The organism is Streptomyces sp. NPDC001157, assembly GCF_053598255.1.
Map to the genome: position 1 here is coordinate 43,220 of NZ_JBSFJW010000032.1, position 22,860 is coordinate 66,079.

Below are 22,860 nucleotides of genomic sequence, written 5' to 3' on the forward strand. Positions count from 1 at the left end.
CCGAACTCATGGAAACGATCCCGCGATGGACGCTCGACCCGGTCCCCGGCGTCGCGGAACACCGGGTACCGCTGCCGGAAGGCACCTCGGTGCAGCCGCCCTACCTGGCGGCCGCGCATGCCAGGGTGCTGGCCGCGCTGACCGGCGAACAGACCGACTACGACCCCACGCTGCAGGTATGCGTCACGGACGGCGTCCTGTGCCTGCGCTACCGCACCGACGTCCTCGACGCCGAGGCCGCCGCCCGTATCGCCGGCTACCACCTCACCGCGCTCACCGAACCGGACCGCCCCACCCTGCTCTCCGATGACGAACTCCGCTTCCAGCTCGACGAGTTGGCGGGTCCGGACAGGGAGCTGCCGGACCGGCGGGTGCATGAGCTGTTCGAGCAGCGGGTGGCGTTGCACCCGGACGCGGTGGCCGTCGTGCAGAACGGACGGCAGTGGACCTACCGGGAGCTCAACTCCCGTGCCAACCGTGTCGCCCGGGCGCTGCTCGCACGAGGGCTGCGGCCCGAGGGCGTGGTCGCGGTGGTGATGGAACGGAACCTGGACTGGCCGGCCGCGGTGCTCGGTGTGCTGAAGGCGGGCGGCGTGTATCTGCCGGTCGAGCCGCACTTCCCCGCCGACCGCATCGCGCGGACCCTCGCCCGGGCCGACTGCGACCTGGTCCTCACCGAACGCGGCAGCGACGGCAACGTCGACCGGGCGGCCCGGAAGCTGTACGCCGACACCGCGTACGCCGAGGGCCACGCCGACGACGACCTGGGCGTGCCCGTCGCCGCGGGCCGGCTCGCGTACATCTACTTCACCTCCGGCTCCACCGGCGAGCCCAAGGGCGCCATGTGCGAGCACGCCGGCTTCGTCAACCACGTCCTCGCCAAGATCGACGACCTGGGGATCGGTGCCGGACGGACGGTCGCGCAGACCGCGCCGCAGTGCTTCGACATCTCCCTGTGGCAGCTGCTCTCCGCGCTGCTCGTCGGCGGGCGGACGCTGCTGGTCGGGCAGGAGACGATCCTGGACGTGCCGCGGTTCGTGGACACGGTCGTACGGGGCCGGGTGAACGTCCTGCAGATCGTGCCCTCGTACCTGGAAGCCGTACTGGCCGAGCTGGAACAGCGGCCGCGCGAACTGCCCGACCTGCGCTGTGTGTCGGTCACCGGGGAGGCGGTCAAGAAGGAGCTGGTGCAGCGCTGGTTCGACGCGATGCCCGGGATCCGGCTCGTCAACGCCTATGGCCTGACGGAGACTTCGGACGACACCAACCACGAGGTCATGGACCGGGTCCCGGACCAGGAGCGGGTGCCGCTGGGGCGGCCGATAGCGAACGTACGGGTGTATGTCGTCGACGAGGACCTGGTGCCCGTACCGCTGGGCGCACCCGGCGAGATCGTCTTCTCCGGGGTGTGCGTGGGGCGGGGATACGTCAACGACGCCGAGCGCACGAAGGCCGCCTTCACCGAGGACCCGTACCGGCCCGGCGAGCGGCTGTACCGCAGCGGCGACCACGGGCGCTGGCTGCCCGACGGGAAGCTGGAGTTCCTCGGCCGCCGGGACAGCCAGGTCAAGATCCGCGGCTTCCGCATCGAGATCGGCGAGATCGAGAACCAGCTGCTGCGGGTGCCCGGCGTACGCGACGGCGCCGTGGTCGTCGTACGAGGTACGCAGCTGGTGGCGTTCTGCACCGGCACGGAGCCGGTGGGCGCCGACGAGGTGCGGAACAAACTGGCCGCCTCGCTGCCGCCGTACATGGTCCCGGCGGTCGTCCACTGGCGGGAGCGGCTGCCGCTGACGGCCAACGGCAAGACGGACCGCAGGACGCTGACCGCGCTCGCCGAGGAACTCGACGCCGACGACTCCGGCGCGCCGGTCACGCCCGCCGAGCGACGGCTGGCCGCCGCCTGGGCCGAGGTGCTCGGCATTCCCGCGGACCGGATCGGCCGTCTGGACCACTTCTTCGACCGCGGCGGCACCTCGCTGTCCGCCGTGAAGCTGGCGGTCGCCCTTGACCGGGCGATCTCCCTCAAGGACGTGACCCGCTGTCCGGTCCTCGCCGACCTGGCGGCTCAGCTCGACCAGCACCACTGAAAGGAACCTGTGCAATGACGCACTCGTCACCCGCCCTGCTGCCGGACATCGAACAGGCGCCCGACCGTCCACCACTACTCCACGCCAAGTCCACTGAAGACCCCGCGAGTTGGGCCGCCGAGCACCGCGACGCGCTGCGTGCCGCGGTCGCCGAGCACGGCAGCCTGGTGGTCCGCGGACTGGGCCTGACCGGACCCGCGGACACGGAGGAGGTGTTCCGGCACCTCGCCGGCGGCCGTCTGATGGCCGACCGGGAGCCCTTCGCGCCCCGCCGCTCCTACGCCGACGGTGTGTACTCCTCCTCCAAGTGGCCGCCCAACCAGCAGATGTGCATGCACCACGAGCTCAGCTACGCCCTTGAGTTCCCCGGTCTGCTGCTCTTCGCCTGTCTGGTGGCACCGGAGACGGGCGGCGCGACCGCGGTCGCCGACAGCCCGACCGTGCTCCAGGCGCTCCCCGCCGGCCTGGTCGAACGGTTCGAGCGGGAGGGCTGGCTGCTGACCCGGACGTACAACGACGAGATCGGGGCGTCCGTCGCCGAGGTGTTCGGCACCGACGACCGGGCCGCCGTCGAGCGCTACTGCCGTACGAACGCCATCGAGTTCGCCTGGCAGGACGACGGCTCGCTGCACACCCGGCAGCACCGCAGCGCCGTCGTACGCCACCCGGTGAGCGGCCGGCGCTGCTGGTTCAACCAGATCGCCTTCCTCAACGAGTGGACCATGGACCCCGAGGTGCGCGAGTACCTGGTGGACGTCTACGGCCCCGAGGGCCTGCCCTTCAACACCCGGTTCGGGAACGGCGATCCGCTCGACGAGGACATCGTCCGGACCGTCAACGAGGCCTACGAGGCCCACACCCTGCGCGAGCCGTGGCACTCCGGTGACCTGCTGCTCGTCGACAACATCCGCACCGCGCACAGCAGGGAGCCCTTCGACGGGCCGCGCGAGGTGCTGGCCGCGCTGGGCGACTGCCTGCGGCTGACCGACTGCGCGCCGACCATCGAGGTGAGGACCGCATGACCACCACGGATACCGCTCAAAACGCCCCGGGTGCACCGCCGTTCGCGGTGATCTCCGGCGAGCAGGTGCAATCGGTGCTGCACGGCCGGGAGCCGGAGATCGCCGAGCTGGTCGAGGCCGTGTACCGGCTGCACGGGGCGGGCGACGCGGTGAACCCGCCGTCGTTCTTCCTGCGCTTCCCTGACCGCCCGACGTCCCGGATCATCGCGCTGCCCGCCTCGCTCGGTGGACCGCTGCGGGTGGACGGCCTGAAATGGATCTCCAGCTTCCCGCAGAACACGAAGTCCGGCCTGCCGCGCGCCTCCGCCGTACTGATCCTCAACGACCCGGACACCGGCTACCCCTTCGCCTGCCTGGAGAGCTCGGTGATCAGCGCGACACGCACGGCGTCCTCGGCGGCGCTGGCCGCCGACCGGCTGAGCCGGACCCGCTCCCGTCCCACCCGGGTCGGCTTCATCGGCACGGGCCTCATCGCCCGGTACATCCACACCCATCTCACCGCCACCGGCTGGGAGTTCGAGGAGACGGGCGTCCACGACCTGTCGCCCGACAGCGCGGCGGGATTCCGCGACTACCTGGAACGCTCGGGCACAAAGGGCCACGTCACCCTCCACGACACCCCGGACCCCCTGATCCGCTCCTCCGACCTGCTGGTGTTCGCCACGGTCGCCTCCGCACCGCACATCCACGACCCGTCGTGGTTCTCCCACCACCCGCTGGTGCTGCATGTGTCGCTGCGCGACCTGGACCCCGCGATCCTGCTGGCCTCGGCCAACTACGTCGACGACGTCGAGCACTGCCTCAAGGCGGAGACCTCGCCGCACCTGGTCGAACAGCTGACGGGGAGCCGGGGGTTCCTGGACGGCACGCTGAACGACGTACTGACCGGACGGGCGACCGTCCCGAAGGACCGGACGGTGGTGTTCTCCCCGTTCGGACTGGGGGTGCTCGACCTCGCGGTCGGCAAGTTCGTCCACGACGAAGTGGCCCGCAGGGGCGGACTGCACGTCGTGGACGGGTTCTTCCACGAGCTGCGCCGGCACGGCTGACCTGCCGGTCGTCGTGGCGCATGAGGAGGGGGCATCATGCCCGTCATTTCTGATCCCGTTCAGTTCAACGAGGAGGAGCTCTACGTCGACCTCCGGGCCGCGCTGGGGCTGCCGCTGTACCTGAAGTGCGAAGGCTTCAACTTCGCCGGCTCGATCAAACTCAAGGCGGCCACCGAGATGGTCGACGCCGCCGAACGCGACGGTCTGCTGCGGCCCGGCTCGGTCCTGGTCGAGTCGTCGTCCGGGAACCTGGGCGTGGCGCTGAGCGTGATCGCGGCGAGCCGGGGCTACCGGTTCCTGTGCGTGACCGACGCACGCTGCAACCAGCCGACGATCCGGCTGATGGAGTCCCTCGGCAGCCAGGTGCACGTCATCGAGGAACCCGACGCCCGGGGTGGCTTCCTGGGCGCGCGGTTGGCGTACGTCAACGCGCTGTGCGCGTCCGACGACCGGTACATCTGGCTCAACCAGTACACGAACCAGGGCAACTGGAAGGCGCACTACCGCACCACGGCCCCGGCCATCGCCCGCCGCTTCCCGCACCTGGACGTCCTGTTCGTCGGGGCCGGCACGACCGGGACCCTGATGGGCTGCGCCCGCTGGTTCTGGCAGTGGCGGCGCCGGGTGCGCATCGTGGCCGTCGACAGTGTCGGCTCGGTGAGCTTCGGCGGGGCGCCGGGGCGTCGGATGATCCCTGGGCTCGGGACGAGCGTGCCGCCGGCACTCCTCGACGAGTCGTACGTGGACCACCTGGTCCGCGTCGAGGAGTCCGACGCCGTCCTCGCCTGCCGGCGCCTGGCCGCCCGCGGCTTCATGTTCGGCGGCTCCACGGGGACCGTGATCAGCGGTGCCGGCCAGTGGCTCGCCGAACACGGCCACCAGGGCCTCACCTCGGTGGCGATCGCCCCGGACCTCGGCGAGCGCTATCTGGACACGGTGTACCGGGAGGGCTGGCCGGTAGACGCGCTGGATCCGGCACCGGCGGCGGCGATGGCCCGGCTGGCCTGAATCCCCAGCGCCCCCGCCGCCCCTACCCGTCCCGTCCCGTCCCAGGGGCTCCGCCCCCTGCACCCCCGATCGGCCTGAACGGCCTCGTCCTCAAACGCCGGACGGGCTGAAAGAGACGCCCCGCCCGGCGAAAATCAGCCCCTCCGGCGTTTGAGGAGCGGGGGTACGGGGGCTGGCCCCCGTAAGCGGGGTGCAGGGGACGCAGTCCCCGTCGGGGTCGAAGGGGCGGAGCCCCTGGGGATGGGACGGGTAGGGGCGGCGGGGGCGAGAAGCGACCGCCCCGCGGTCGAGGACCGTGCGTGACCCCCGCCCCGCCCCGGGGTACTTTCGCCGCATGGCAGGCACCACGCACACCGTGACCAACCAGCCCCCGCCCCTGGACGGCTACGACGTCTTCACCTCCGACCGCGCCCTGACCGCGGCCGTCGAACGGCACCTGGCCCCCGAGCTGCTCGACGAGGCCCACGGCGACCTGACCGCGCTCGGCCGCGCCTCCGGTTCGGCACAGCTGCAGGAGTGGGCGGTCCAGGCCAACGAGAACCCGCCCCGGCTGCGCACCCACGACCGCCACGGCCACCGTATCGACGAGGTCGACTTCCATCCCGCCTGGCACCGCCTGCTCGGCAAGGGCGTCGCGGCGGGCCTGACCGCGGCCTGGGTCCGGCCCGGCGGCCACGTCCGCAGAGCCGCCGCGTTCATGGTGTGGACACAGGTCGAGGCCGGCAACCTCTGCCCCCTGTCGATGACCCATGCGGCCGTCCCCGCCCTGCGCACCGACCCGGCCCTCGCCGCCGAGTGGGAGCCGCGGCTCACCTCCATGGTCTACGACCGAGAGCTGCGGCCCGCCCGTCTCAAGGCCGGGGCCCTGTTCGGGATGGGCATGACGGAGAAGCAGGGCGGCAGCGACGTACGCGCCAACACGACGGCCGCCCGCCCTCTGGCCGAGGAGGGAACGTACGAGCTCACCGGCCACAAGTGGTTCTGCTCCGCTCCGATGTCCGACGGGTTCCTGGTGCTCGCCCAGGCTCCGGACGGGCTCACCTGCTTCCTCGTGCCGCGCGTCCTGGAGGACGGCACCCGCAACGTCTTCCTCATCCAGCGCCTCAAGGACAAGCTCGGCAACCGCTCCAACGCCTCCGCCGAGGTCGAGTTCGACGGCACCTGGGCCCGCCGGGTCGGCGAGGAGGGGCGCGGGGTGCGGACCATCATCGACATGGTGGCGGCGACCCGACTGGACTGCGTGCTGGGCTCGGCGGGCCTGATGCGGCAGGCGGTCGCGCAGGCCGTGCACCACTGCACGTACCGGGAGGCGTTCGGCGCGAAGCTGGTCGACCAGCCGCTGATGCGCAACGTCCTGGCCGACCTGGCGCTGGAGTCCGAGGCGGCGACCACGCTCGCCATGCGTCTCGCCGCCGCCTACGACGACGGCGGCGAGCAGGAGCGGGCGCTGCTGCGGATCGCCGTACCGGCCGCCAAGTACTGGGTGACCAAGCGCTGTGCGCCGGTCGCGGTCGAGGCCGCCGAGTGTCTGGGCGGCAACGGGTACGTCGAGGAGTCGGGGCTGCCCCGGCTGGTGCGCGAGTCGCCGCTCAACTCGATCTGGGAGGGCGCGGGCAATGTCCAGGCGCTGGACGTGCTGCGCGCGTTGCGGCGCGAGCCCCAGGCCCTCAATGCCTACCTCCAGGAGGTCGGCAGGGCCCGCGGCGCCGACCACCGCCTGGACGGCGCGATCAAGGACCTGCTGACCGAGCTGGCCGACCTGGACGGGATCGAGGGTCGGGCCCGGCGGCTGACGGAGCGGCTCGCGCTGGTGCTCCAGGGTTCGCTGCTCGTCCGGTTCGCCCCGCCGGAGGTCGCCGACGCCTTCTGCGCCTCGCGACTGGGCGGCGACTCGGGCGCGGCCTTCGGGACGCTGCCCCACACCCTGGACCTGGCGTCGGTGGTGGAGCGGGCCCGGCCGGTGTCCTGAACTGCGCTTATGTCGTACGGGGGTGGTGCTGCGCCGACACGGCACCACCCCCGCCCAACCAGGCCCGTTCGAGGCCACGAACGCCGCTCGGGACGGCGTTGCTCAATATTCAATCAAGCAGGAGCCGGTCCACCAGGGTTGCAAGGGGTTGCAACTTGCTGCTGTCTGCGACTGGACTGGGCCCGTCCGCCGGGAACGAACGGCACTATGAGACGGACAGTAAGGACGACTCCGGCTTCGTGGCCGAAACGCGACGAGAAACCGGTTGTCCCGAGCCCATCTTCCGGGAGGCCCCGTGGTGCACCCGCCGACGGACGTGACGCAGCTCGCCGTGGTCGACACGGCGCGCGCGGCGCGGGTACTCAGCGAGGTCCGCGCCGCCAGGCTCGCCGGGCAGCGCGCCCCCGTCGCGCCGCGCCCGGTGATCGAGCAGTCCTGGGGACGCATGCTGCGCAGCGGCATCGACCCCGAGCGCGACCAGCGCTCCGGGCTGCTGCCCTCCGAGGAGGTGCGGCGGCGCCGGGAGAGCACGACGCTGCGGCACGTCCTGCCGGTGCTGCGAGAGGGGCTGCTGTCGGTCGCGGACGTCGCCCACCACATCATGGTGGTCGCCGACGCGGACGGCCGGGTGCTGTGGCGCGAGGGCAGCGCGGCCGTGCTGCGCAAGGCGGACGGGCTCGGCTTCGAACTCGGCGCCGACTGGCGGGAGGACGTCGTCGGGACGAACGGCATCGGCACCCCGGCGGTGGTGCGCCGGCCCGTGCAGGTCTTCGCCTCCGAGCACTTCGTGCGCTCGCAGACCTCCTGGACCTGTACCGGCGCGCCGATCACGGACCCGCGCGACGGGAGGCTGATCGGTGTCGTGGACATCAGCGGACCACTGGAGACGATGCATCCGGCCACGCTCGCCTGGGTGGACTCGGTGGCCAAGCTCGCCGAGGCCCGGCTGCGCGAGCTCCATCTGAACTCGCTGGAGCGGCTGCGCGCGGTGGCCGCACCGGCGCTGGCCCGGGTGGGCGGCCGGGCCCTGGCGGTGGACCGGGACGGCTGGACCGCGGCGGTGACCGGGATGCCGTACACCAGCCGGGTCGCCCTGCCCAAGTCGCTGACGGCGGGCCGACGGTGGCTGCCGCCGCTCGGCCTGTGCTCGGTGGAGCCGCTGGCCGAGGGCTGGCTGATCCGGGCCACGGACGAGCCGGTGCCGCAGGGCGCCACGCGCATCGTGCTGGACCTGACGCAGTCGCGCCGCTGGTCGGTGACGGTGTCCGGGTCCGCGGGCTCCTGGAGCCATGAACTGAGCCCCCGGCACGCCGAGTTGCTGTATCTGCTCGCCCTGCACCGCGGCGGCCGCAGCGCGGCGGGCCTCGCCGAGGAGGTGTTCGGCGACCCGGCCCGTACGGTGACGGTGCGCGCCGAGATGTCCCGAGTACGGCGCTATCTCGGCGGGTTGCTGGAGCACCGGCCGTACCGCTTCGCGGAGGACACGGAGGTGGAGCTGCTCCTGCCGGCCGACCCGCGCGATCTGCTGCCGCAGTCGACGGCACCGGCGGTGATCAACGTACGGCAGCCGGCCGATCTGCCGTGAGCGTGTCCGACACATGCCCCTGAGTGACCACACGGCCGTATCTTCCGCATATTTGCACGGTCTTCATGCCCTACCGCGCCGGACTGCCGTAGCATCCCTCTACGGGCCACCCCACCTGCTCCTTTGGTCAACACACGGACCAATGGCCGCAGTTGGCCCGCCTCGGGAGGACGTATGAAGCAACGTGGCCGACACCGCAGGCAGAAGCGGGGCCGTGCGCTGCGCGCCTTCCTCGCCGGTACCGCCCTCGCACTCACCGCCGCAGCCACCATGATCAGCGCCTCGCAGGCCACGGTCGGTGACCGGCCGGGGGCCCTGAAGGCACTCGCCGCGTCCGAGCGGACGGCCGGGCTGCGGCTCCAGGAGCGTCTGGTGTCGCGGAGCACCCTCGACCGGCTCGCCGCCGCCATGGGCAGGCCCGTCGGCGTGAGCACCGTCCTCGACGACGCCGACCACTCCCTGCTGGGCGCGGCCGACTGCACGACCACCGAGCGCACGGCGCTGCCCGTGGCGCCCGCGGCCACGCGCGCGTACTGCTGGGACGCCGCGGACACCCGCGGCTGGCGGGCCGGCGCGGTCACCACCTCCGGGGACGCGGACGACGACGGCCACTGGGGCGAGCGCCGTGTGATCCTCTCGGGCTGGACCCACCGCACCGGCAGTTCGGCGAGGCCCGGCCCGGCCCGGGTCGCCTTCGTCGACGCGAGCGACCCCGACCGTCTCACCTACGCCTGGGTGGCCCTCGCCGTCCCGGTCGACGGCGGCCGCGACTACCGCGGGCTCACCTCCCCCGTCTCCGGCATGGTCTGGTACCAGGGCAAGCTCCTGGTCACCGCCGCCGACGGCCTGTACGTGTACGACATGCACCGCATCCAGCGGGCCACCGTCGACAGTGGCGCGATCGGCAAGGTGCGCGGCGGCTGGGCGGCGTACGGCGCGCGGTACGTCCTGCCTGCCGTCGGCTCGTACCGGCTCACCGGGGGAAGCGCACGTCCGACGGCGATCTCCCTCGACCGCAGTACCGCGCCCGACAGCCTGGTGGCGAGCGAGTGGGTCCCCGCGGACAGCGGACGGCACACCCGGCTGTGGCGCTACGCGTTCAGCAGCGACCCGGCCCGCGCCGGTCTGCTGGCCACCGACCCCGCGGGACGCGCGACCGCGACCGAGGCGTACGAGACGAAGACGGCCGCCGTCGGCGGCGTGCTGTCGCACGGCTCGCAGTGGTACCTGGCCCGCCCGGCGGACACCGCGGACGGCCACGGCACCCTGTGGCGGCAGAACGCGCGCGACGCGAAGGCCACGCGGTGTGGGTCGGACGGGACGAACCGCTGCTGGGCCGGGCCCTCCGGGTCCCTCTCTTATTGGGAGGAGACCGGTGAGGTCTGGTCGCAGTCCGGGCGGATGTTGTATGCGGTGCCGCTGGGGTCGATCGACGGGGCTCTTGGCTAGTCGCTGCGCGGGCTGTGCCGCTATGGGCCGTCGTTCGTCTGCGGCGTCGTCGTGGCTGGTCGCGCAGTTCCCCGCGCCCCTATGGGGCGCGGGCTGGACAGCGATCGACACATCCACCCGGCGGATGATTCCCTGACGGGCATGACCAACATTCCCGTGACCACCTGGTCCCTGGAGCAGACCGCCCCGACCGATCTGCTTCCGGCCGTCGCGCCGGAGGGGGACGTGCGGATCGTTCGTTCCGAGGTGCCCTCGCCCGAGTTCAGCCGGTTCCTGTATGCGTCCGTCGGCGGTGACATCCGCTGGATCGACCGGCTGGGCTGGACGTATGCGCGGTGGCAGGAGCACCTGGAGCGGCCGGGTGTGGAGACATGGGTTGCATACGACCGGGGAACGCCCGCGGGATATGTGGAGCTGGACCCTCAGGACGACGGGGTCGTGGAGATCGTCTACTTCGGTCTGCTGCCCGCCTTCCGGGGCCGGCGGATCGGCGGACACCTGCTGTCGTACGGCGCCGCGCGCGCCTGGGACCTCGCGGACCGGTGGCCCGGCCTGGCCCACACGAAGCGGGTCTGGCTGCATACGTGCAGCCTGGACGGGGAGCATGCCATGGACAACTATCTGCGCCGGGGCTTCAAGCTCTTCGACACCAAGGTCGAGGAGGCGGCGGAGGCGGCGGCGCCGGGTCCGTGGCCCGGGGCGTACCGCGCCTGACCTGCGCGGACAAGACCCGCGGCAGCCGATGTGATCGACGACACCCTTGTCCCACATTTCGGGACAAGGGTGTCCGCATCTTGGACGAAGCTGGACTGTGTCCAGATTGCCATGACACGCTTCCGTCATGTCTGGAACTGGAATTGCCTTGGTGAGTCGGCGGCACGTCGACCTCGGCCGCATGTCCAGCGCCATCTGTCCGGCGAGCTGACGTAGCCCATCAGCGGCCTCCGGCCGCGGGCGCAGCACAGCCGATACCCCTTCCTCAGTCCCATCGCGCAACGACGCGCACGTATGCCCATGCGCCCGAACGCGCAGGTCAGAGCCGCTTTCCCGCCTGTCCCGAAGGACGTAACAACCATGGCCGCCACCCCGCAGAAGCCTGCCGCCGCGACTCCCCGCCGCAAGGTGAGCCGTCACCGCGGTGAAGGTCAGTGGGCCGCGGGGCACCACACCCCGCTCAACGGCAACGAGCAGTTCAAGAAGGACGACGACGGTCTCAATGTGCGGACACGCATTGAGACGATCTACTCCAAGCGGGGCTTCGACTCGATCGACCCCAACGACCTGCGCGGACGTATGCGCTGGTGGGGTCTGTACACCCAGCGCAAGCCCGGGATCGACGGCGGCAAGACCGCGATCCTGGAGCCGGAGGAGCTGGACGACAAGTACTTCATGCTGCGGGTGCGGATCGACGGCGGACGCCTCACCACCCAGCAGCTGCGGGTGATCGGCGAGATCTCGGAGGAGTTCGCGCGCGGCAGCGCGGACATCACCGACCGGCAGAACATCCAGCTGCACTGGATCCGCATCGAGGACGTCCCGGAGATCTGGAACCGCCTGGAGGCCGTCGGGCTGTCCACGACCGAGGCCTGCGGCGACGTACCGCGCGTCATCATCGGCTCGCCGGTCGCGGGCATCGCCGAGGACGAGATCATCGACGGCACGTCCGCCATCGACGAGATCCACGAGCGCTACATCGGCAGCAAGGAGTTCTCCAACCTGCCGCGCAAGTTCAAGACGGCGATCTCGGGTTCGCCGCTCCTTGACGTGGTCCACGAGATCAACGACATCGCGTTCGTCGGCGTGGAGCACCCCGAGCACGGCCCCGGCTTCGACCTGTGGGTCGGCGGCGGTCTGTCCACCAACCCGAAGCTCGGCGTCCGGCTCGGCGCCTGGGTTCCGCTGGGGGAGGTCCCGGAGGTGTGGGCCGGCGTGGTCGGCATCTTCCGCGACTGGGGCTACCGGCGCCTGCGCACCCGCGCCCGTCTGAAGTTCCTCGTCGCCGACTGGGGCGCGGAGAAGTTCCGCCAGGTCCTGGAGGACGACTACCTCAAGCGCAAGCTCGTCGACGGTCCCGCGCCCGCCGAGCCCTCGGGCCGCTGGCGCGACCACGTCGGTGTGCACCGGCAGAAGGACGGCCGGTTCTACGTCGGTTTCGCCCCGCGCGTCGGCCGCGTCGACGGTGCCACGCTCACGAAGATCGCCGAGGTCGCCGAGGCGCACGGCTCGGGCCGGCTGCGAACCACCGTCGAGCAGAAGATGATCGTCCTCGATGTCGAGGAGGCGCAGGTCGAGCCGCTGGTCGAGGCCCTGGAGGCGCTGGACCTGACCGCGAAGCCGTCCCCCTTCCGGCGCGGCACCATGGCCTGCACCGGCATCGAGTACTGCAAGCTCGCCATCGTCGAGACCAAGCAGCGCGGTTCGTCCCTGATCGACGAACTGGAGCGCCGCATCCCGGAGTTCGACGAGCCCATCACCATCAACATCAACGGCTGCCCGAACGCCTGCGCCCGTATCCAGGTGGCGGACATCGGTCTCAAGGGTCAGCTCGTCCTCAACGACAAGGGCGAGCAGGTCGAGGGCTACCAGGTGCACCTCGGCGGTGCGCTGGGCCTGGAGGCCGGGTTCGGCCGCAAGGTCCGCGGCCTGAAGGTCACTTCGGAGGAGCTGCCCGACTACGTCGAGCGCGTCCTCAAGCGGTTCCAGGCCGAGCGCGAGGACGGCGAGCGGTTCGCCGCCTGGGCCTCCCGCGCGTCCGAGGAGGCACTGTCGTGAGCGTCAGCGAACGACAGCGAAAGGAGGGGCCATGAGCGAGCGGGCCGCCCCCTTCTACTGCCCCTACTGCGGCGACGAGGACCTCCGTCCGTCCGAGCAGGGCCACGGCGCGTGGGAATGCGCGGCGTGCAACCGGGCCTTCCAGCTGAAGTTCCTCGGGCTGCTCGCCCGGGGCCTTCAGCAGTCCGAAGCAGGGGGAGACGACATATGACCGCGGTTCAGGAAGAGCGGACGACGGAGGATCTCAAGGCGCTCGCCGAGCAGGCGGGACGCGACCTGGAGGACGCCTCCGCGCTGGAGATCCTCCAGTGGGCGGCCGACACCTTCGGCAAGCGTTTCTGCGTGACCTCGTCCATGGAGGACGCGGTGGTCGCCCACCTCGCCTCGCGCGCCATGCCCGGCGTGGACGTGGTGTTCCTCGACACCGGCTACCACTTCCCGGAGACCATCGGCACCCGTGACGCGGTCGAGGCCGTGATGGACGTCAACGTCATCACGCTGACCCCGCGTCAGACGGTCGCCGAGCAGGACGCGGAGTACGGCCCGAAGCTGCACGACCGCGACCCCGACCTGTGCTGCAAGCTGCGCAAGGTCCAGCCGCTGGAGCAGGGCCTGAAGAACTACGTGGCCTGGGCGACCGGTCTGCGCCGCGACGAGTCCCCGACCCGGGCGAACACCCCGGTCGTCGGCTGGGACGAGAAGCGCCGGAAGGTCAAGATCTCCCCGATCGCCCGCTGGACCCAGGACGACGTGGACGCCTATGTCGCCGAACACGGCGTACTGACCAATCCGCTGCTGATGGACGGCTACGCGTCCGTCGGCTGCGCCCCCTGCACCCGCCGCGTCCTGGAGGGCGAGGACGCGCGCGCGGGCCGCTGGGCGGGCAGCGCCAAGACCGAGTGCGGGCTGCACGGATGACGACGACGATTCAGGAGACGAACGTGACGACCGGAGCCACCGTCTGGCTCACGGGTCTGCCGAGTGCCGGCAAGACCACCATCGCGTACGAGCTGGCCGGCCGCCTGCGCGCGGAGGGCCACCTCGTCGAGGTGCTCGACGGTGACGAGATCCGCGAGTTCATCTCGGCGGGCCTCGGTTTCAGCCGCGAGGACCGGCACACCAACGTGCAGCGCATCGGCTTCCTCGCCGAACTGCTCGCCCGCAACGGCGTCAAGGCGCTCGTCCCGGTGATCGCGCCCTACGCGGACAGCCGCGAGGCGGTGCGCAAGCGCCACCAGGAGGGCGGGGCCGCGTACATCGAGGTGCATGTGGCGACCCCGGTCGAGGTGTGCTCCGTACGTGATGTGAAGGGCCTGTACGCCAAGCAGGCGGCGGGCGAGCTGTCCGGGCTCACCGGGGTGGACGACCCCTACGAGGAGCCCGAGACGCCCGATCTGCGCATCGAGTCGCAGCACCAGACCGTCCAGGAGTCCGCGGCCGCGGTCCACGCGCTGCTCACCGAAAGGGGACTGGCATGACGACGACCGTCGCTGCGGTCGAGGAGGGTACGGCCGCCCCGTACGCCCTCTCGCACCTGGACGCGCTGGAGTCCGAGGCGGTGCACATCTTCCGCGAGGTGGCCGGCGAGTTCGAGCGGCCGGTGATCCTCTTCTCCGGCGGCAAGGACTCCATCGTCATGCTGCACCTGGCGCTGAAGGCGTTCGCTCCGGCGGCCGTTCCCTTCTCGCTGCTGCACGTGGACACCGGGCACAACTTCCCCGAGGTCCTGGAGTACCGCGACCGCACGGTGGCCCAGCACGGGCTGCGGCTGCATGTCGCGTCCGTGCAGGACTACATCGACCGGGGTGTGCTCAAGGAGCGACCGGACGGGACCCGCAACCCGCTGCAGACGCTGCCGCTGACGGAGAAGATCCAGGCGGAGAAGTTCGACGCGGTCTTCGGCGGCGGCCGCCGCGACGAGGAGAAGGCACGGGCCAAGGAGCGGGTGTTCTCCCTGCGGGACGAGTTCTCGCAGTGGGACCCGCGCCGCCAGCGCCCCGAACTGTGGAACCTGTACAACGGCCGCCACGCGCCCGGCGAGCACGTCCGTGTCTTCCCGCTGTCCAACTGGACCGAGCTGGACGTGTGGCAGTACATCGCCCGCGAGGGCATCGAGCTGCCGGAGATCTACTTCGCACACGAGCGTGAGGTCTTCCAGCGGGCCGGGATGTGGCTGACCGCGGGCGAGTGGGGCGGACCCAAGGACGGCGAGACCGTCGAGAAGCGGCTCGTCCGCTACCGGACCGTCGGCGACATGTCCTGCACGGGTGCCGTCGACTCGGACGCCGTGACGCTGGAGCAGGTCATCACGGAGATCGCCGCCTCCCGGCTCACCGAGCGCGGTGCCACCCGCGCCGACGACAAGATGTCCGAGGCCGCGATGGAAGACCGTAAGCGCGAGGGGTACTTCTAAGCATGAGCACCACCACGGAACTCTCCGAGACGACCCTTCTGCGGTTCGCCACCGCCGGTTCGGTCGACGACGGCAAGTCCACCCTCGTCGGCCGGCTGCTGCACGACTCCAAGTCGGTGCTCGTCGACCAGCTGGAGGCCGTCGAGCGCGTCTCCGCGAGCCGCGGCCAGGAGGCCCCCGACCTCGCGCTGCTCACGGACGGTCTGCGCGCCGAGCGCGAGCAGGGCATCACGATCGACGTGGCCTACCGCTACTTCGCCACGCCCCGGCGGCGGTTCATCCTCGCCGACACCCCCGGCCATGTGCAGTACACCCGCAACATGGTGACGGGTGCCTCCACCGCCGAGCTGACGGTGATCCTGGTCGACGCCCGCAACGGCGTCGTCGAGCAGACGCGTCGCCACGCCGCGATCGCGGCCCTGCTCCGCGTCCCGCACGTCGTCCTCGCCGTCAACAAGATGGACCTGGTCGACTACCAGGAGTCCGTCTTCGCGGCGATCGCCGAGGAGTTCACGGCGTACGCGCTGGAGCTGGGCGTCCCGGAGATCACCGCGATCCCGATCTCGGCGCTGGCCGGCGACAACGTGGTGGACCCGTCGGCGAACATGGACTGGTACGGCGGCCCGACCTTCCTGGAGCACCTGGAGACGGTCCCGGTCACCCACGACCTGAGCCACTGCCACGCGCGCCTCCCCGTGCAGTACGTGATCCGCCCGCAGACCGCCGAGCACCCGGACTACCGGGGCTACGCGGGCCAGATCGCCGCGGGTTCCTTCCACGTCGGCGAGGCCGTCACGGTGCTCCCCTCGGGCCGTGCCTCCCGCATCGCCGGCATCGACCTGCTCGGTGAGCCGGTCGACGTCGCCTGGACCACCCAGTCGGTGACGATCCTCCTGGAGGACGACATCGACATCTCGCGCGGCGACCTGATCGTGCCCAGCAAGGACGCCCCGGCGACCACGCAGGACATCGAGGCGACCGTCTGCCATGTCGCCGACCAGGCGCTGACCATCAACCACCGGGTGCTGCTCAAGCACGGCACCCGCACGGTCAAGGCGATCGTCAAGGACATCCCGTCCCGTCTCACGCTCGACGACCTGTCCCTGCACCCGCACCCGGGACAGCTCGTCGCCAACGACATCGGCCGCGTGAAGATCCGCACGGCGGAGCCGCTGCCGGTGGACTCCTACGCCGACTCGCGCCGCACGGGCTCCTTCATCCTGATCGACCCGAACGACGGCACCACGCTCACCGCGGGCATGGTCGGCGAGTCGTTCGCGTCCCCGGAGCCGGTCAAGGACGAGTCCGAGGACGACGGGTGGGACTTCTGACATGAACTCCACCGATTACTTCTCCACGTTCGCGAAGGAGGGCGGCCGCGTCGGCAGCGGTGCTCTCGGCAGCGGGCAGGGCGGAGTGGCGCGATGTGTGCGTTGACGTACGCGCACTGCCTGCGCGCCCCGTCCCCCCACCCGACGTCCCGGAAGCGACGAAGACCTGCCGACCTCCCGGCCACGACCTGAAAGACCGTGACCGCCGGGCCTCCGAGAGGAACACCTCCCGTGCCTGTCAACCGCTCAACGCTCCTTCGCCGCGGCGTAGCCGTGGTAGCCGCACTTCCCCTGCTCACGCTTGCCGCTTGCGGCTACGGGTCCAAGTCCGACAACAAAGAGACCACGAAGGTCGCCGCCGGGGCCAAGAAGATCGACGGGCTCGACTCCGTCAAGATCGGGTACTTCGGGAACCTGACCCACGGGACCGCGCTGGTCGGCCTCCAGAAGGGCTTCTTCCAGAAGGAGCTCGGCGCCACCAAGGTCTCGCCCGCCGTCTTCAACGCCGGACCGTCCGAGATCGAGGCACTCAACTCGGGCTCCATCGACATCGGCTGGATCGGCCCCTCCCCGTCGATCAACGGCTACGTCAAGTCCAACGGCAAGAGCCTGAAGATCATCGGCGGTGCGGCGGCCGGCGGCGTCAAGCTGGTCGTGAACCCGAAGAAGATCAAGTCCCTGAAGGACGTCAAGGGCAAGAAGATCGCCACCCCGCAGCTCGGCAACACGCAGGACGTGGCGTTCCTCAACTGGGCCGCCGACCAGGGCTGGAAGGTCGACGCGCAGAGCGGCAAGGGCGATGTCACGGTCGTCCGTACGGACAACAAGATCACCCCGGACGCCTACAAGTCCGGTTCCATCGACGGCGCCTGGGTGCCGGAGCCAACCGCGTCGAAGCTGGTCGCCGAGGGCGGCAAGGTGCTGCTCGACGAAGCGTCGCTGTGGCCGGACAAGAAGTTCGTGATCACGAACATCATCGTGTCGCAGAAGTTCCTCAAGGCGCACCCGAAGGCCGTCGAGGCCGTCCTGAAGGCCTCCGTCGAGGCCAACAAGTGGATCAACGCCAACCCCGACCAGGCGAAGGCCGCGGCCAACAAGCAGCTGGAGGTGGCCTCGGGCAAGGCGCTGAAGCCGAACGTCCTGGACCCGGCCTGGAAGTCGATCCAGTTCACCAACGACCCGCTGGCCTCCACCCTCAACACCGAGGCGGAGCACGCGGTCAAGGCCGGTCTGCTGGAGAAGCCGGACCTGAAGGGCATCTACGACCTCACGCTCCTGAACAAGGTCCTCAAGGCCGCGGGCGAGAGCCCTGTCGACGCCGCCGGCCTCGGCACCAGCTGACGTAGCACCGACCAGTTCCCAGGAGGTGACGACCATGGCCACGACCACGACGCTCGCCAAGGCCGAAGAGTCGGTCGAATACGCGGCGCGCCTTGAGCACGTCTCGAAGTCCTTCGCGACTCCGGGTGGACAGCAGCTCGTCCTGGACGACATCAGCATCGATGTCGCGCCGGGCGAGTTCGTCACCCTCCTGGGAGCCTCGGGCTGCGGCAAGTCCACGCTGCTGAACCTGGTGGCGGGGCTCGACCGGCCCACCGCGGGCTCCATCACGACGGACGGGCGCCCCGCCCTGATGTTCCAGGAGCACGCCCTGTTCCCGTGGCTGACCGCGGGCAAGAACATCGAACTCGCCCTGAAGCTCAGGGGAGTTCCCAAGCCGGAGCGGCGCGAGAAGGCCGAGCAGCTGCTCGAACTGGTCCGGCTGAAGGGCGCGTACGGCAAGCGCGTCCACGAACTGTCCGGCGGTATGCGCCAGCGCGCGGCGCTGGCCCGTGCGCTCGCCCAGGAGAGCAATCTGCTGCTGATGGACGAGCCGTTCTCGGCGCTCGACGCCATCACCCGGGACGTGCTGCACGACGAGCTGACCCGCATCTGGGAGGAGACCGGGCTCTCCGTCCTGTTCGTCACCCACAACGTGCGCGAGGCGGTGCGGCTCGCACAGCGGGTCATCCTGCTGTCCTCGCGTCCTGGCCGGATCGCGCGCGAGTGGGCGGTCGACATCCCGCAGCCGCGCCGGATCGAGGACGCGCCGGTGGCCGAACTGTCCCTTGAGATCACCGATGTACTGCGTGGGGAGATCCGCCGTCATGGCCAGCACTGAGACGACGCCGGTCCAGGACGCCGGGAGCGTCGAGGCGGGCCTGGACGCACTGGAGACCACGGCAACCGGCCGCCCGACTCTGCGCCAGACCTTCGTCAACAAGATCCTGCCGCCGATCACCGCGCTCGCCGTGGTCCTCGTGGCCTGGTACCTCCTCTACCCGATCGTCGACGACCCGACCAAGCTGCCCTCGCCGGGCGCTGTAGCCGGCACCTTCAAGGACGCCTGGCTCAAGGGCGACCTGCTCGGCTACATCTGGACCAGCGTCTCGCGCGGTCTGCTCGGCTTCTTCTTCGCGCTGCTCATCGGCACCCCGCTGGGTCTGCTGGTGGCGCGGGTGAAGTTCGTGCGGGCGGCCATCGGCCCGATCCTGTCCGGCCTGCAGTCCCTGCCGTCGGTGGCGTGGGTGCCGCCGGCCGTGATCTGGCTGGGCCTGAACAACTCCATGATGTACGCGGTGATCCTGCTCGGCGCGGTCCCGTCCATCGCCAACGGCCTGGTGTCCGGCGTCGACCAGGTGCCGCCGCTGTTCCTGCGCGCGGGCCGCACGATGGGGGCGACCGGCCTGAAGGGCATCTGGCACGTCACCCTGCCGGCCGCCCTGCCCGGCTATGTGGCCGGCATGAAGCAGGGCTGGGCGTTCTCGTGGCGCTCGCTGATGGCAGCGGAGATCATCGCCCAGTTCCCCGACCTGGGCGTGGGCCTCGGCCAGTTGCTGGAGAACGGGCGCACGGCCGGCGACATGGCCATGGTGTTCGAGGCCATCCTGCTCATCCTCTTCGTCGGCATAGCCATCGACCTGCTGATCTTCAGCCCCCTGGAGCGCTGGGTACTGCGCAGCCGCGGTCTGCTGGTGAAGAGCTGAGTCCCATGCACCCTTCGAAGCCCGTCCTCCTCGTCATCGCCCACGGCAGCCGCGACCCGCGGCACGCCGCGACGGTGCACACTCTCGTACGCCGGGTGCGCTCGCTGCGCCCGGACGTACGGGTGGAGACGGGCTTCCTGGACTTCAACGTCCCCTCGGTGCACGGGGTACTGGAGTCCCTGGCGGCGGAGGACGTCCGTGACGTCGTGGCGCTCCCCCTGCTCCTGACGCGCGCGTTCCACGCGAAGGCGGACATCCCGACGGTGCTGCGGGATGCCCCGCCGCAGCTGCGGATCCGGCAGGCCGAGGTGCTGGGCCCGTCCCCGCTGCTTCTGTCGGCGCTCGAACGCCGTCTGCACGAGGCGGGCCTGAGCCCTGCCGACAAGTCCTCGACCGGGGTCGTACTGGCCTCGGCGGGGTCCACCGACCCGGAGGCGATCGCAGTGATCGCAGAAATCGCGCGGGAGTGGCGGCACACCGGCTGGTGCGCCGTGCGGCCTGCGTTCGCCTCCGCATCGCTGCCGCGCACCGAGGACGCGGTCCGCGAACTGCGGGCGCTGGGCTGCAAGCGGGTGGCCGTGGCGCCGTACGTCCTGGCGCCCGGTTTCCTGCCGGACCGCATCGCACGGGGTGCGGCGGAGGCGGATGTCCTCGCCGAGGTGCTGGGGGCCGCGCCGGAAGTGGCGCGGGTCCTTCTGCACCGGTACGACGAGGCGTCCGCTCGGGCGCTGCTGCCGGTGAGGGCGAGCGCCTGAGGGGTTACAGGCCCTGGTCGACAGGCTCTAGTCGAAGGACAGCCCGCCCGTACGGGTGCGCTTCAGCTCGAAGAAGTCGGGGTCGGTCGCCAACACCCGGAAGCTGTCGAAGAGTTCGGCTGCTCGCGCGCCGCGCGGGATCGCCCTGAGCACGGGTCCGAACCACACCGTTCCGTCGACATGGATGGTCGGCGTCCCCACATAGCCGCCCGATTCCGGCTCCGTGCCCGTCTCGTGGCTGCGGCGTACGGCCTCGTCGTACGAGGGGTCGTGCGCCGCGGACGCGAGATCCGCGGGGAGGCCGAGCTCGGCGAGGGAGTCGGTGATCACCGCGTCGAAGTCCTCGTCCTTGCGTTCGTGGATCCGGGTGCCGAACGCCGTGTACAGGTCGCGCAGGACCTTCTCGCCGTGCCGCTCGGCGGCGGCCACCGCGACCCGTACCGGGCCGATCGACTTGTCGACCAGCTCCCGGTACCAGTCGGGGAGTTCGTTGCCGAGGTTGTGCAGGTAGAGGCTCATCGCGTGGAACCGGAGGTCGAGCGGGCGCTCGCGCTCGACCTCCAGGAGCCAGCGGGAGGTGATCCAGGCGAAGGGGCAGGCCGGGTCGAACCAGAAGTCGACTCGGGTGGGCGAGGTGGCGGGCGAGGTGTTCGTCATGGGGTCGACGGTAGTGGCCAGGTGGTGCAGCGTCTCGACCCAATCCAGGGACTCTTCACTGGCCCAATTCGGGGTTCCGTCCACTCGCGGCGAGCGCCCGGTCGAACACCGGGGCATCGTCCGGCACCGGCACCGGGTCGGCGAAGCCGTCGTACTGCCGGTAGAGCTCACCGTGCTTCTCGACCACGTCGAGGACGAAGCGGGCCGCGTCGTCCGAGACGTGGAACCGCTGGCCGGTGGCGGTGGCGACGTCCCAGCCGTGCACCGCCATCTCCTTGATGACCATCGAGGCGATCTCGGCGGCGGGGATCTTGGCCATGCCCAGGTCGACCTCGCCCTCCCACACCGCGGGGTCGGCCCAGGCCGCGACGGCACGGTCCAGTTGGGCGGCATAGGCCGCGGGCCAGTCGGGGTCGGCGGTGAAGTCGCGGGCGGTCAGCTCCTCGGGGAGCTGTTTGCGCAGGGCGCGGTGCTCCAGGCCGTGGGAGGTGTACAGGACCCAGTGGTTGACCAGGGCGCGGACGTCCCACTCGGGGCAATGGGTGCGGTCGCCGAGGTGGTCCGCCGGGACGCCGCGCGCCACGCGGGACGCCTCGGCGGCACACTCGGTCATGTACGTGTGCAGGTGCTTCGGGTCGTCGTCGTACGTCATGCACCCCACGTTAGGAGGAGGCCGCTCAGGGCTCTTGAACAAACGCGACAGCCTGGTCGGCCAGCGCAGCGAGCTCGGCGATCGGCATCGATCCCGCCGCCCGACCCTCCCGGGCGAACCTGTTGGCGAGGTGCTGCAACAACTCGTTCAGCGGGGTCGGTACGCCGTGCAGACGGCCCAGCAGGGCGATCTCGCCGTTGAGGTGGTCGGCCTCGACGGTGCCGGTGCCGCGGGCGAGGGACTGCCAGGTGGAACCTCCGGTGCGCGGGACGCCGTCGAGCGGCACGAGGTCGACCTTGTGACCGCGTACCGCCTGCTGTTCCTCGACGCTCGCGTACGCGATCCCGGCCGCCGCCAGCACCGCCTCGCCCTCGGCCCTCACCCGTGCCCGCACCGCCGCCGCGGCCTCGGTGCCGTCGGCGGGGCCGCTCAGCGCCATGACGGTGTTGTTGAGGTTGGTCAGCAGCTTGGCGTACTGCCAGCGCGCCACGTCCGGCACGACCGGCGCCTCGAAGAACCCCGTCTTCTCCAGGTCGGCGGCGACCAGCCGGGCCGTCTCGTCGGTGCCGCGCGGGTGGCGGCCCAGGTGCAGGATGCCGGTGAGCGGGGCGCCCGCGGCGGAGACGACGCCCGGTTCGACGAACGTCGACGGCAGCCAGACACAGACGCCGTACACCCGCCGGAAGACGCGCAGGGCGAGCCGCTGGCCCTCCACCCCGTTCTGGGCGCAGAACAGCGGCAGCCGCTCGGCCGCCGTGCCGCCGCCCGCGACCGGCGCCGGGCCCCAGGCCTGCAGGGCGGCCACGGTGTCCTGCGTCTTGACGGCGAGGACGAGCACGTCGTCGGGCCTCAACTCGCCCAGCTCGTCCGGTCCTTCGACGGTCGGCAGGCGATAGGTGTACTCACCGTCCGGCACCTTCAGTCGCAGCCCGCCGTCCCGCAGCGCTGTGTGGTGCGCACCCCGCGCGACCAGGACCACCTCGTGCCCGGACCCCGCAAGACGCCCGCCGATCGAACCGCCGACGGCTCCCGCTCCAATGATGATGTAACGCATGGGGCGAGCCTCGCACAGTCGTGTGTAC

General features: G+C 71.0%; 22 protein-coding genes. 19 read left to right on the forward strand and 3 right to left on the reverse strand.

The features are described from left to right. Window positions 1–8: 8 nt before the first annotated feature. From ACWDAG_RS37290 to ACWDAG_RS37380, 19 genes are all read left to right on the forward strand, one after another. Window positions 9–2,090 (forward strand): non-ribosomal peptide synthetase, encoded by a 2,082-nt coding sequence (locus tag ACWDAG_RS37290; RefSeq protein ID WP_450699995.1) that lies wholly within the window; start codon window positions 9–11, stop codon window positions 2,088–2,090. Window positions 2,091–2,104: 14 nt separating this feature from the next. Then, window positions 2,105–3,112: a TauD/TfdA family dioxygenase gene (locus ACWDAG_RS37295; RefSeq protein ID WP_450699996.1), complete on the forward strand. Its 1,008-nt coding sequence runs from the start codon at window positions 2,105–2,107 to the stop codon at window positions 3,110–3,112. Next, on the forward strand, window positions 3,109–4,161 hold the full coding sequence (gene sbnB / locus ACWDAG_RS37300) for a 2,3-diaminopropionate biosynthesis protein SbnB (protein ID WP_450699997.1): 1,053 nt from the start codon (window positions 3,109–3,111) through the stop codon (window positions 4,159–4,161). Before ACWDAG_RS37295 ends, sbnB begins: the two co-directional genes overlap by 4 nt. Before the next feature lie 36 nt (window positions 4,162–4,197). Next, window positions 4,198–5,169 (forward strand): 2,3-diaminopropionate biosynthesis protein SbnA, encoded by a 972-nt coding sequence (gene sbnA, locus ACWDAG_RS37305; RefSeq protein ID WP_450699998.1) that lies wholly within the window; start codon window positions 4,198–4,200, stop codon window positions 5,167–5,169. A 334-nt stretch (window positions 5,170–5,503) separates the two neighbouring features. Beyond that, entirely contained in the window at window positions 5,504–7,138 is a 1,635-nt protein-coding gene (locus ACWDAG_RS37310) for an acyl-CoA dehydrogenase family protein (RefSeq protein WP_450699999.1), read from the forward strand. Between the two features lie 295 nt (window positions 7,139–7,433). Further along, the gene (locus ACWDAG_RS37315) at window positions 7,434–8,723 is read left to right on the forward strand and encodes a GAF domain-containing protein (RefSeq protein WP_450700000.1); all 1,290 of its coding nucleotides are present in this window, start codon (window positions 7,434–7,436) and stop codon (window positions 8,721–8,723) included. Between the two features lie 174 nt (window positions 8,724–8,897). Continuing rightward, entirely contained in the window at window positions 8,898–10,172 is a 1,275-nt protein-coding gene (locus tag ACWDAG_RS37320) for a hypothetical protein (RefSeq protein WP_450700001.1), read from the forward strand. A gap of 141 nt (window positions 10,173–10,313) precedes the next feature. Further along, a complete protein-coding gene (locus ACWDAG_RS37325) occupies window positions 10,314–10,886 on the forward strand; it encodes a GNAT family N-acetyltransferase (protein ID WP_450700002.1) in 573 nt (190 codons plus the stop codon). Between the two features lie 127 nt (window positions 10,887–11,013). After that, a complete protein-coding gene (locus ACWDAG_RS37330; RefSeq protein WP_309486338.1) occupies window positions 11,014–11,097 on the forward strand; it encodes a putative leader peptide in 84 nt (27 codons plus the stop codon). A gap of 149 nt (window positions 11,098–11,246) precedes the next feature. Continuing rightward, window positions 11,247–12,944 (forward strand): nitrite/sulfite reductase, encoded by a 1,698-nt coding sequence (locus tag ACWDAG_RS37335; RefSeq protein ID WP_450700003.1) that lies wholly within the window; start codon window positions 11,247–11,249, stop codon window positions 12,942–12,944. A 31-nt stretch (window positions 12,945–12,975) separates the two neighbouring features. Further along, entirely contained in the window at window positions 12,976–13,155 is a 180-nt protein-coding gene (locus ACWDAG_RS37340) for a hypothetical protein (protein WP_450700004.1), read from the forward strand. Continuing rightward, window positions 13,152–13,862, forward strand: coding sequence for a phosphoadenylyl-sulfate reductase (locus tag ACWDAG_RS37345; protein WP_450700005.1), 711 nt, complete (start codon window positions 13,152–13,154; stop codon window positions 13,860–13,862). Before ACWDAG_RS37340 ends, ACWDAG_RS37345 begins: the two co-directional genes overlap by 4 nt. Window positions 13,863–13,885: 23 nt before the next feature. Next, window positions 13,886–14,422 carry an adenylyl-sulfate kinase gene (gene cysC / locus ACWDAG_RS37350; RefSeq protein ID WP_450700006.1) on the forward strand — a complete coding sequence of 179 codons (537 nt, stop codon included), beginning with the start codon at window positions 13,886–13,888 and terminating at the stop codon, window positions 14,420–14,422. Continuing rightward, complete coding sequence (gene cysD / locus ACWDAG_RS37355) at window positions 14,419–15,357, forward strand: sulfate adenylyltransferase subunit CysD (protein WP_450700007.1); 939 nt, start codon at window positions 14,419–14,421, stop codon at window positions 15,355–15,357. Before cysC ends, cysD begins: the two co-directional genes overlap by 4 nt. Before the next feature lie 2 nt (window positions 15,358–15,359). After that, entirely contained in the window at window positions 15,360–16,688 is a 1,329-nt protein-coding gene (locus ACWDAG_RS37360; RefSeq protein WP_450700008.1) for a sulfate adenylyltransferase subunit 1, read from the forward strand. A 231-nt stretch (window positions 16,689–16,919) separates the two neighbouring features. After that, window positions 16,920–18,029, forward strand: a complete 1,110-nt coding sequence (locus ACWDAG_RS37365) for an aliphatic sulfonate ABC transporter substrate-binding protein (protein WP_450700009.1) — start codon at window positions 16,920–16,922, stop codon at window positions 18,027–18,029. 34 nt (window positions 18,030–18,063) lie between these two features. Next, window positions 18,064–18,849: an ABC transporter ATP-binding protein gene (locus ACWDAG_RS37370; protein WP_450700010.1), complete on the forward strand. Its 786-nt coding sequence runs from the start codon at window positions 18,064–18,066 to the stop codon at window positions 18,847–18,849. Beyond that, complete coding sequence (locus tag ACWDAG_RS37375) at window positions 18,836–19,714, forward strand: ABC transporter permease (RefSeq protein WP_450700011.1); 879 nt, start codon at window positions 18,836–18,838, stop codon at window positions 19,712–19,714. Before ACWDAG_RS37370 ends, ACWDAG_RS37375 begins: the two co-directional genes overlap by 14 nt. 5 nt (window positions 19,715–19,719) lie before the next feature. Beyond that, window positions 19,720–20,469 carry a sirohydrochlorin chelatase gene (locus tag ACWDAG_RS37380; protein ID WP_450700012.1) on the forward strand — a complete coding sequence of 250 codons (750 nt, stop codon included), beginning with the start codon at window positions 19,720–19,722 and terminating at the stop codon, window positions 20,467–20,469. Window positions 20,470–20,496: 27 nt separating this feature from the next. On the opposite strand, the gene ACWDAG_RS37385 is transcribed toward ACWDAG_RS37380, so the two are convergent. Genes ACWDAG_RS37385 through ACWDAG_RS37395 form a run of 3 tightly spaced genes read right to left on the reverse strand, consistent with a single transcriptional unit; the run spans window position 20,497 to window position 22,832 of the window. Next, complete coding sequence (locus ACWDAG_RS37385) at window positions 20,497–21,126, reverse strand: mycothiol-dependent nitroreductase Rv2466c family protein (protein ID WP_450700013.1); 630 nt, start codon at window positions 21,124–21,126, stop codon at window positions 20,497–20,499. Between the two features lie 55 nt (window positions 21,127–21,181). Next, the gene (locus tag ACWDAG_RS37390; RefSeq protein ID WP_450700014.1) at window positions 21,182–21,778 is read right to left on the reverse strand and encodes a TIGR03086 family metal-binding protein; all 597 of its coding nucleotides are present in this window, start codon (window positions 21,776–21,778) and stop codon (window positions 21,182–21,184) included. 25 nt (window positions 21,779–21,803) lie between these two features. Then, a complete protein-coding gene (locus tag ACWDAG_RS37395; protein ID WP_450700015.1) occupies window positions 21,804–22,832 on the reverse strand; it encodes a ketopantoate reductase family protein in 1,029 nt (342 codons plus the stop codon). Window positions 22,833–22,860: the final 28 nt, after the last annotated feature.

Excerpts from the sequence above, each read along its gene's own strand:
- ACWDAG_RS37290 (WP_450699995.1), top strand. The coding sequence starts at position 9 with ATGGAAACGATCCCGCGATGGACGCTCGACCCGGTCCCCGGCGTCGCG.
- ACWDAG_RS37295 (WP_450699996.1), top strand. The coding sequence starts at position 2,105 with ATGACGCACTCGTCACCCGCCCTGCTGCCGGACATCGAACAGGCGCCC.
- sbnB (WP_450699997.1), top strand. The coding sequence starts at position 3,109 with ATGACCACCACGGATACCGCTCAAAACGCCCCGGGTGCACCGCCGTTC.
- sbnA (WP_450699998.1), top strand. The coding sequence starts at position 4,198 with ATGCCCGTCATTTCTGATCCCGTTCAGTTCAACGAGGAGGAGCTCTAC.
- ACWDAG_RS37310 (WP_450699999.1), top strand. The coding sequence starts at position 5,504 with ATGGCAGGCACCACGCACACCGTGACCAACCAGCCCCCGCCCCTGGAC.
- ACWDAG_RS37320 (WP_450700001.1), top strand. The coding sequence starts at position 8,898 with ATGAAGCAACGTGGCCGACACCGCAGGCAGAAGCGGGGCCGTGCGCTG.
- ACWDAG_RS37325 (WP_450700002.1), top strand. The coding sequence starts at position 10,314 with ATGACCAACATTCCCGTGACCACCTGGTCCCTGGAGCAGACCGCCCCG.
- ACWDAG_RS37330 (WP_309486338.1), top strand. The coding sequence starts at position 11,014 with ATGTCTGGAACTGGAATTGCCTTGGTGAGTCGGCGGCACGTCGACCTC.
- ACWDAG_RS37335 (WP_450700003.1), top strand. The coding sequence starts at position 11,247 with ATGGCCGCCACCCCGCAGAAGCCTGCCGCCGCGACTCCCCGCCGCAAG.
- ACWDAG_RS37340 (WP_450700004.1), top strand. The coding sequence starts at position 12,976 with ATGAGCGAGCGGGCCGCCCCCTTCTACTGCCCCTACTGCGGCGACGAG.
- ACWDAG_RS37345 (WP_450700005.1), top strand. The coding sequence starts at position 13,152 with ATGACCGCGGTTCAGGAAGAGCGGACGACGGAGGATCTCAAGGCGCTC.
- cysD (WP_450700007.1), top strand. The coding sequence starts at position 14,419 with ATGACGACGACCGTCGCTGCGGTCGAGGAGGGTACGGCCGCCCCGTAC.
- ACWDAG_RS37360 (WP_450700008.1), top strand. The coding sequence starts at position 15,360 with ATGAGCACCACCACGGAACTCTCCGAGACGACCCTTCTGCGGTTCGCC.
- ACWDAG_RS37370 (WP_450700010.1), top strand. The coding sequence starts at position 18,064 with ATGGCCACGACCACGACGCTCGCCAAGGCCGAAGAGTCGGTCGAATAC.
- ACWDAG_RS37375 (WP_450700011.1), top strand. The coding sequence starts at position 18,836 with ATGGCCAGCACTGAGACGACGCCGGTCCAGGACGCCGGGAGCGTCGAG.
- ACWDAG_RS37380 (WP_450700012.1), top strand. The coding sequence starts at position 19,720 with ATGCACCCTTCGAAGCCCGTCCTCCTCGTCATCGCCCACGGCAGCCGC.
- ACWDAG_RS37385 (WP_450700013.1), bottom strand. The coding sequence starts at position 21,126 with ATGACGAACACCTCGCCCGCCACCTCGCCCACCCGAGTCGACTTCTGG.
- ACWDAG_RS37390 (WP_450700014.1), bottom strand. The coding sequence starts at position 21,778 with ATGACGTACGACGACGACCCGAAGCACCTGCACACGTACATGACCGAG.
- ACWDAG_RS37395 (WP_450700015.1), bottom strand. The coding sequence starts at position 22,832 with ATGCGTTACATCATCATTGGAGCGGGAGCCGTCGGCGGTTCGATCGGC.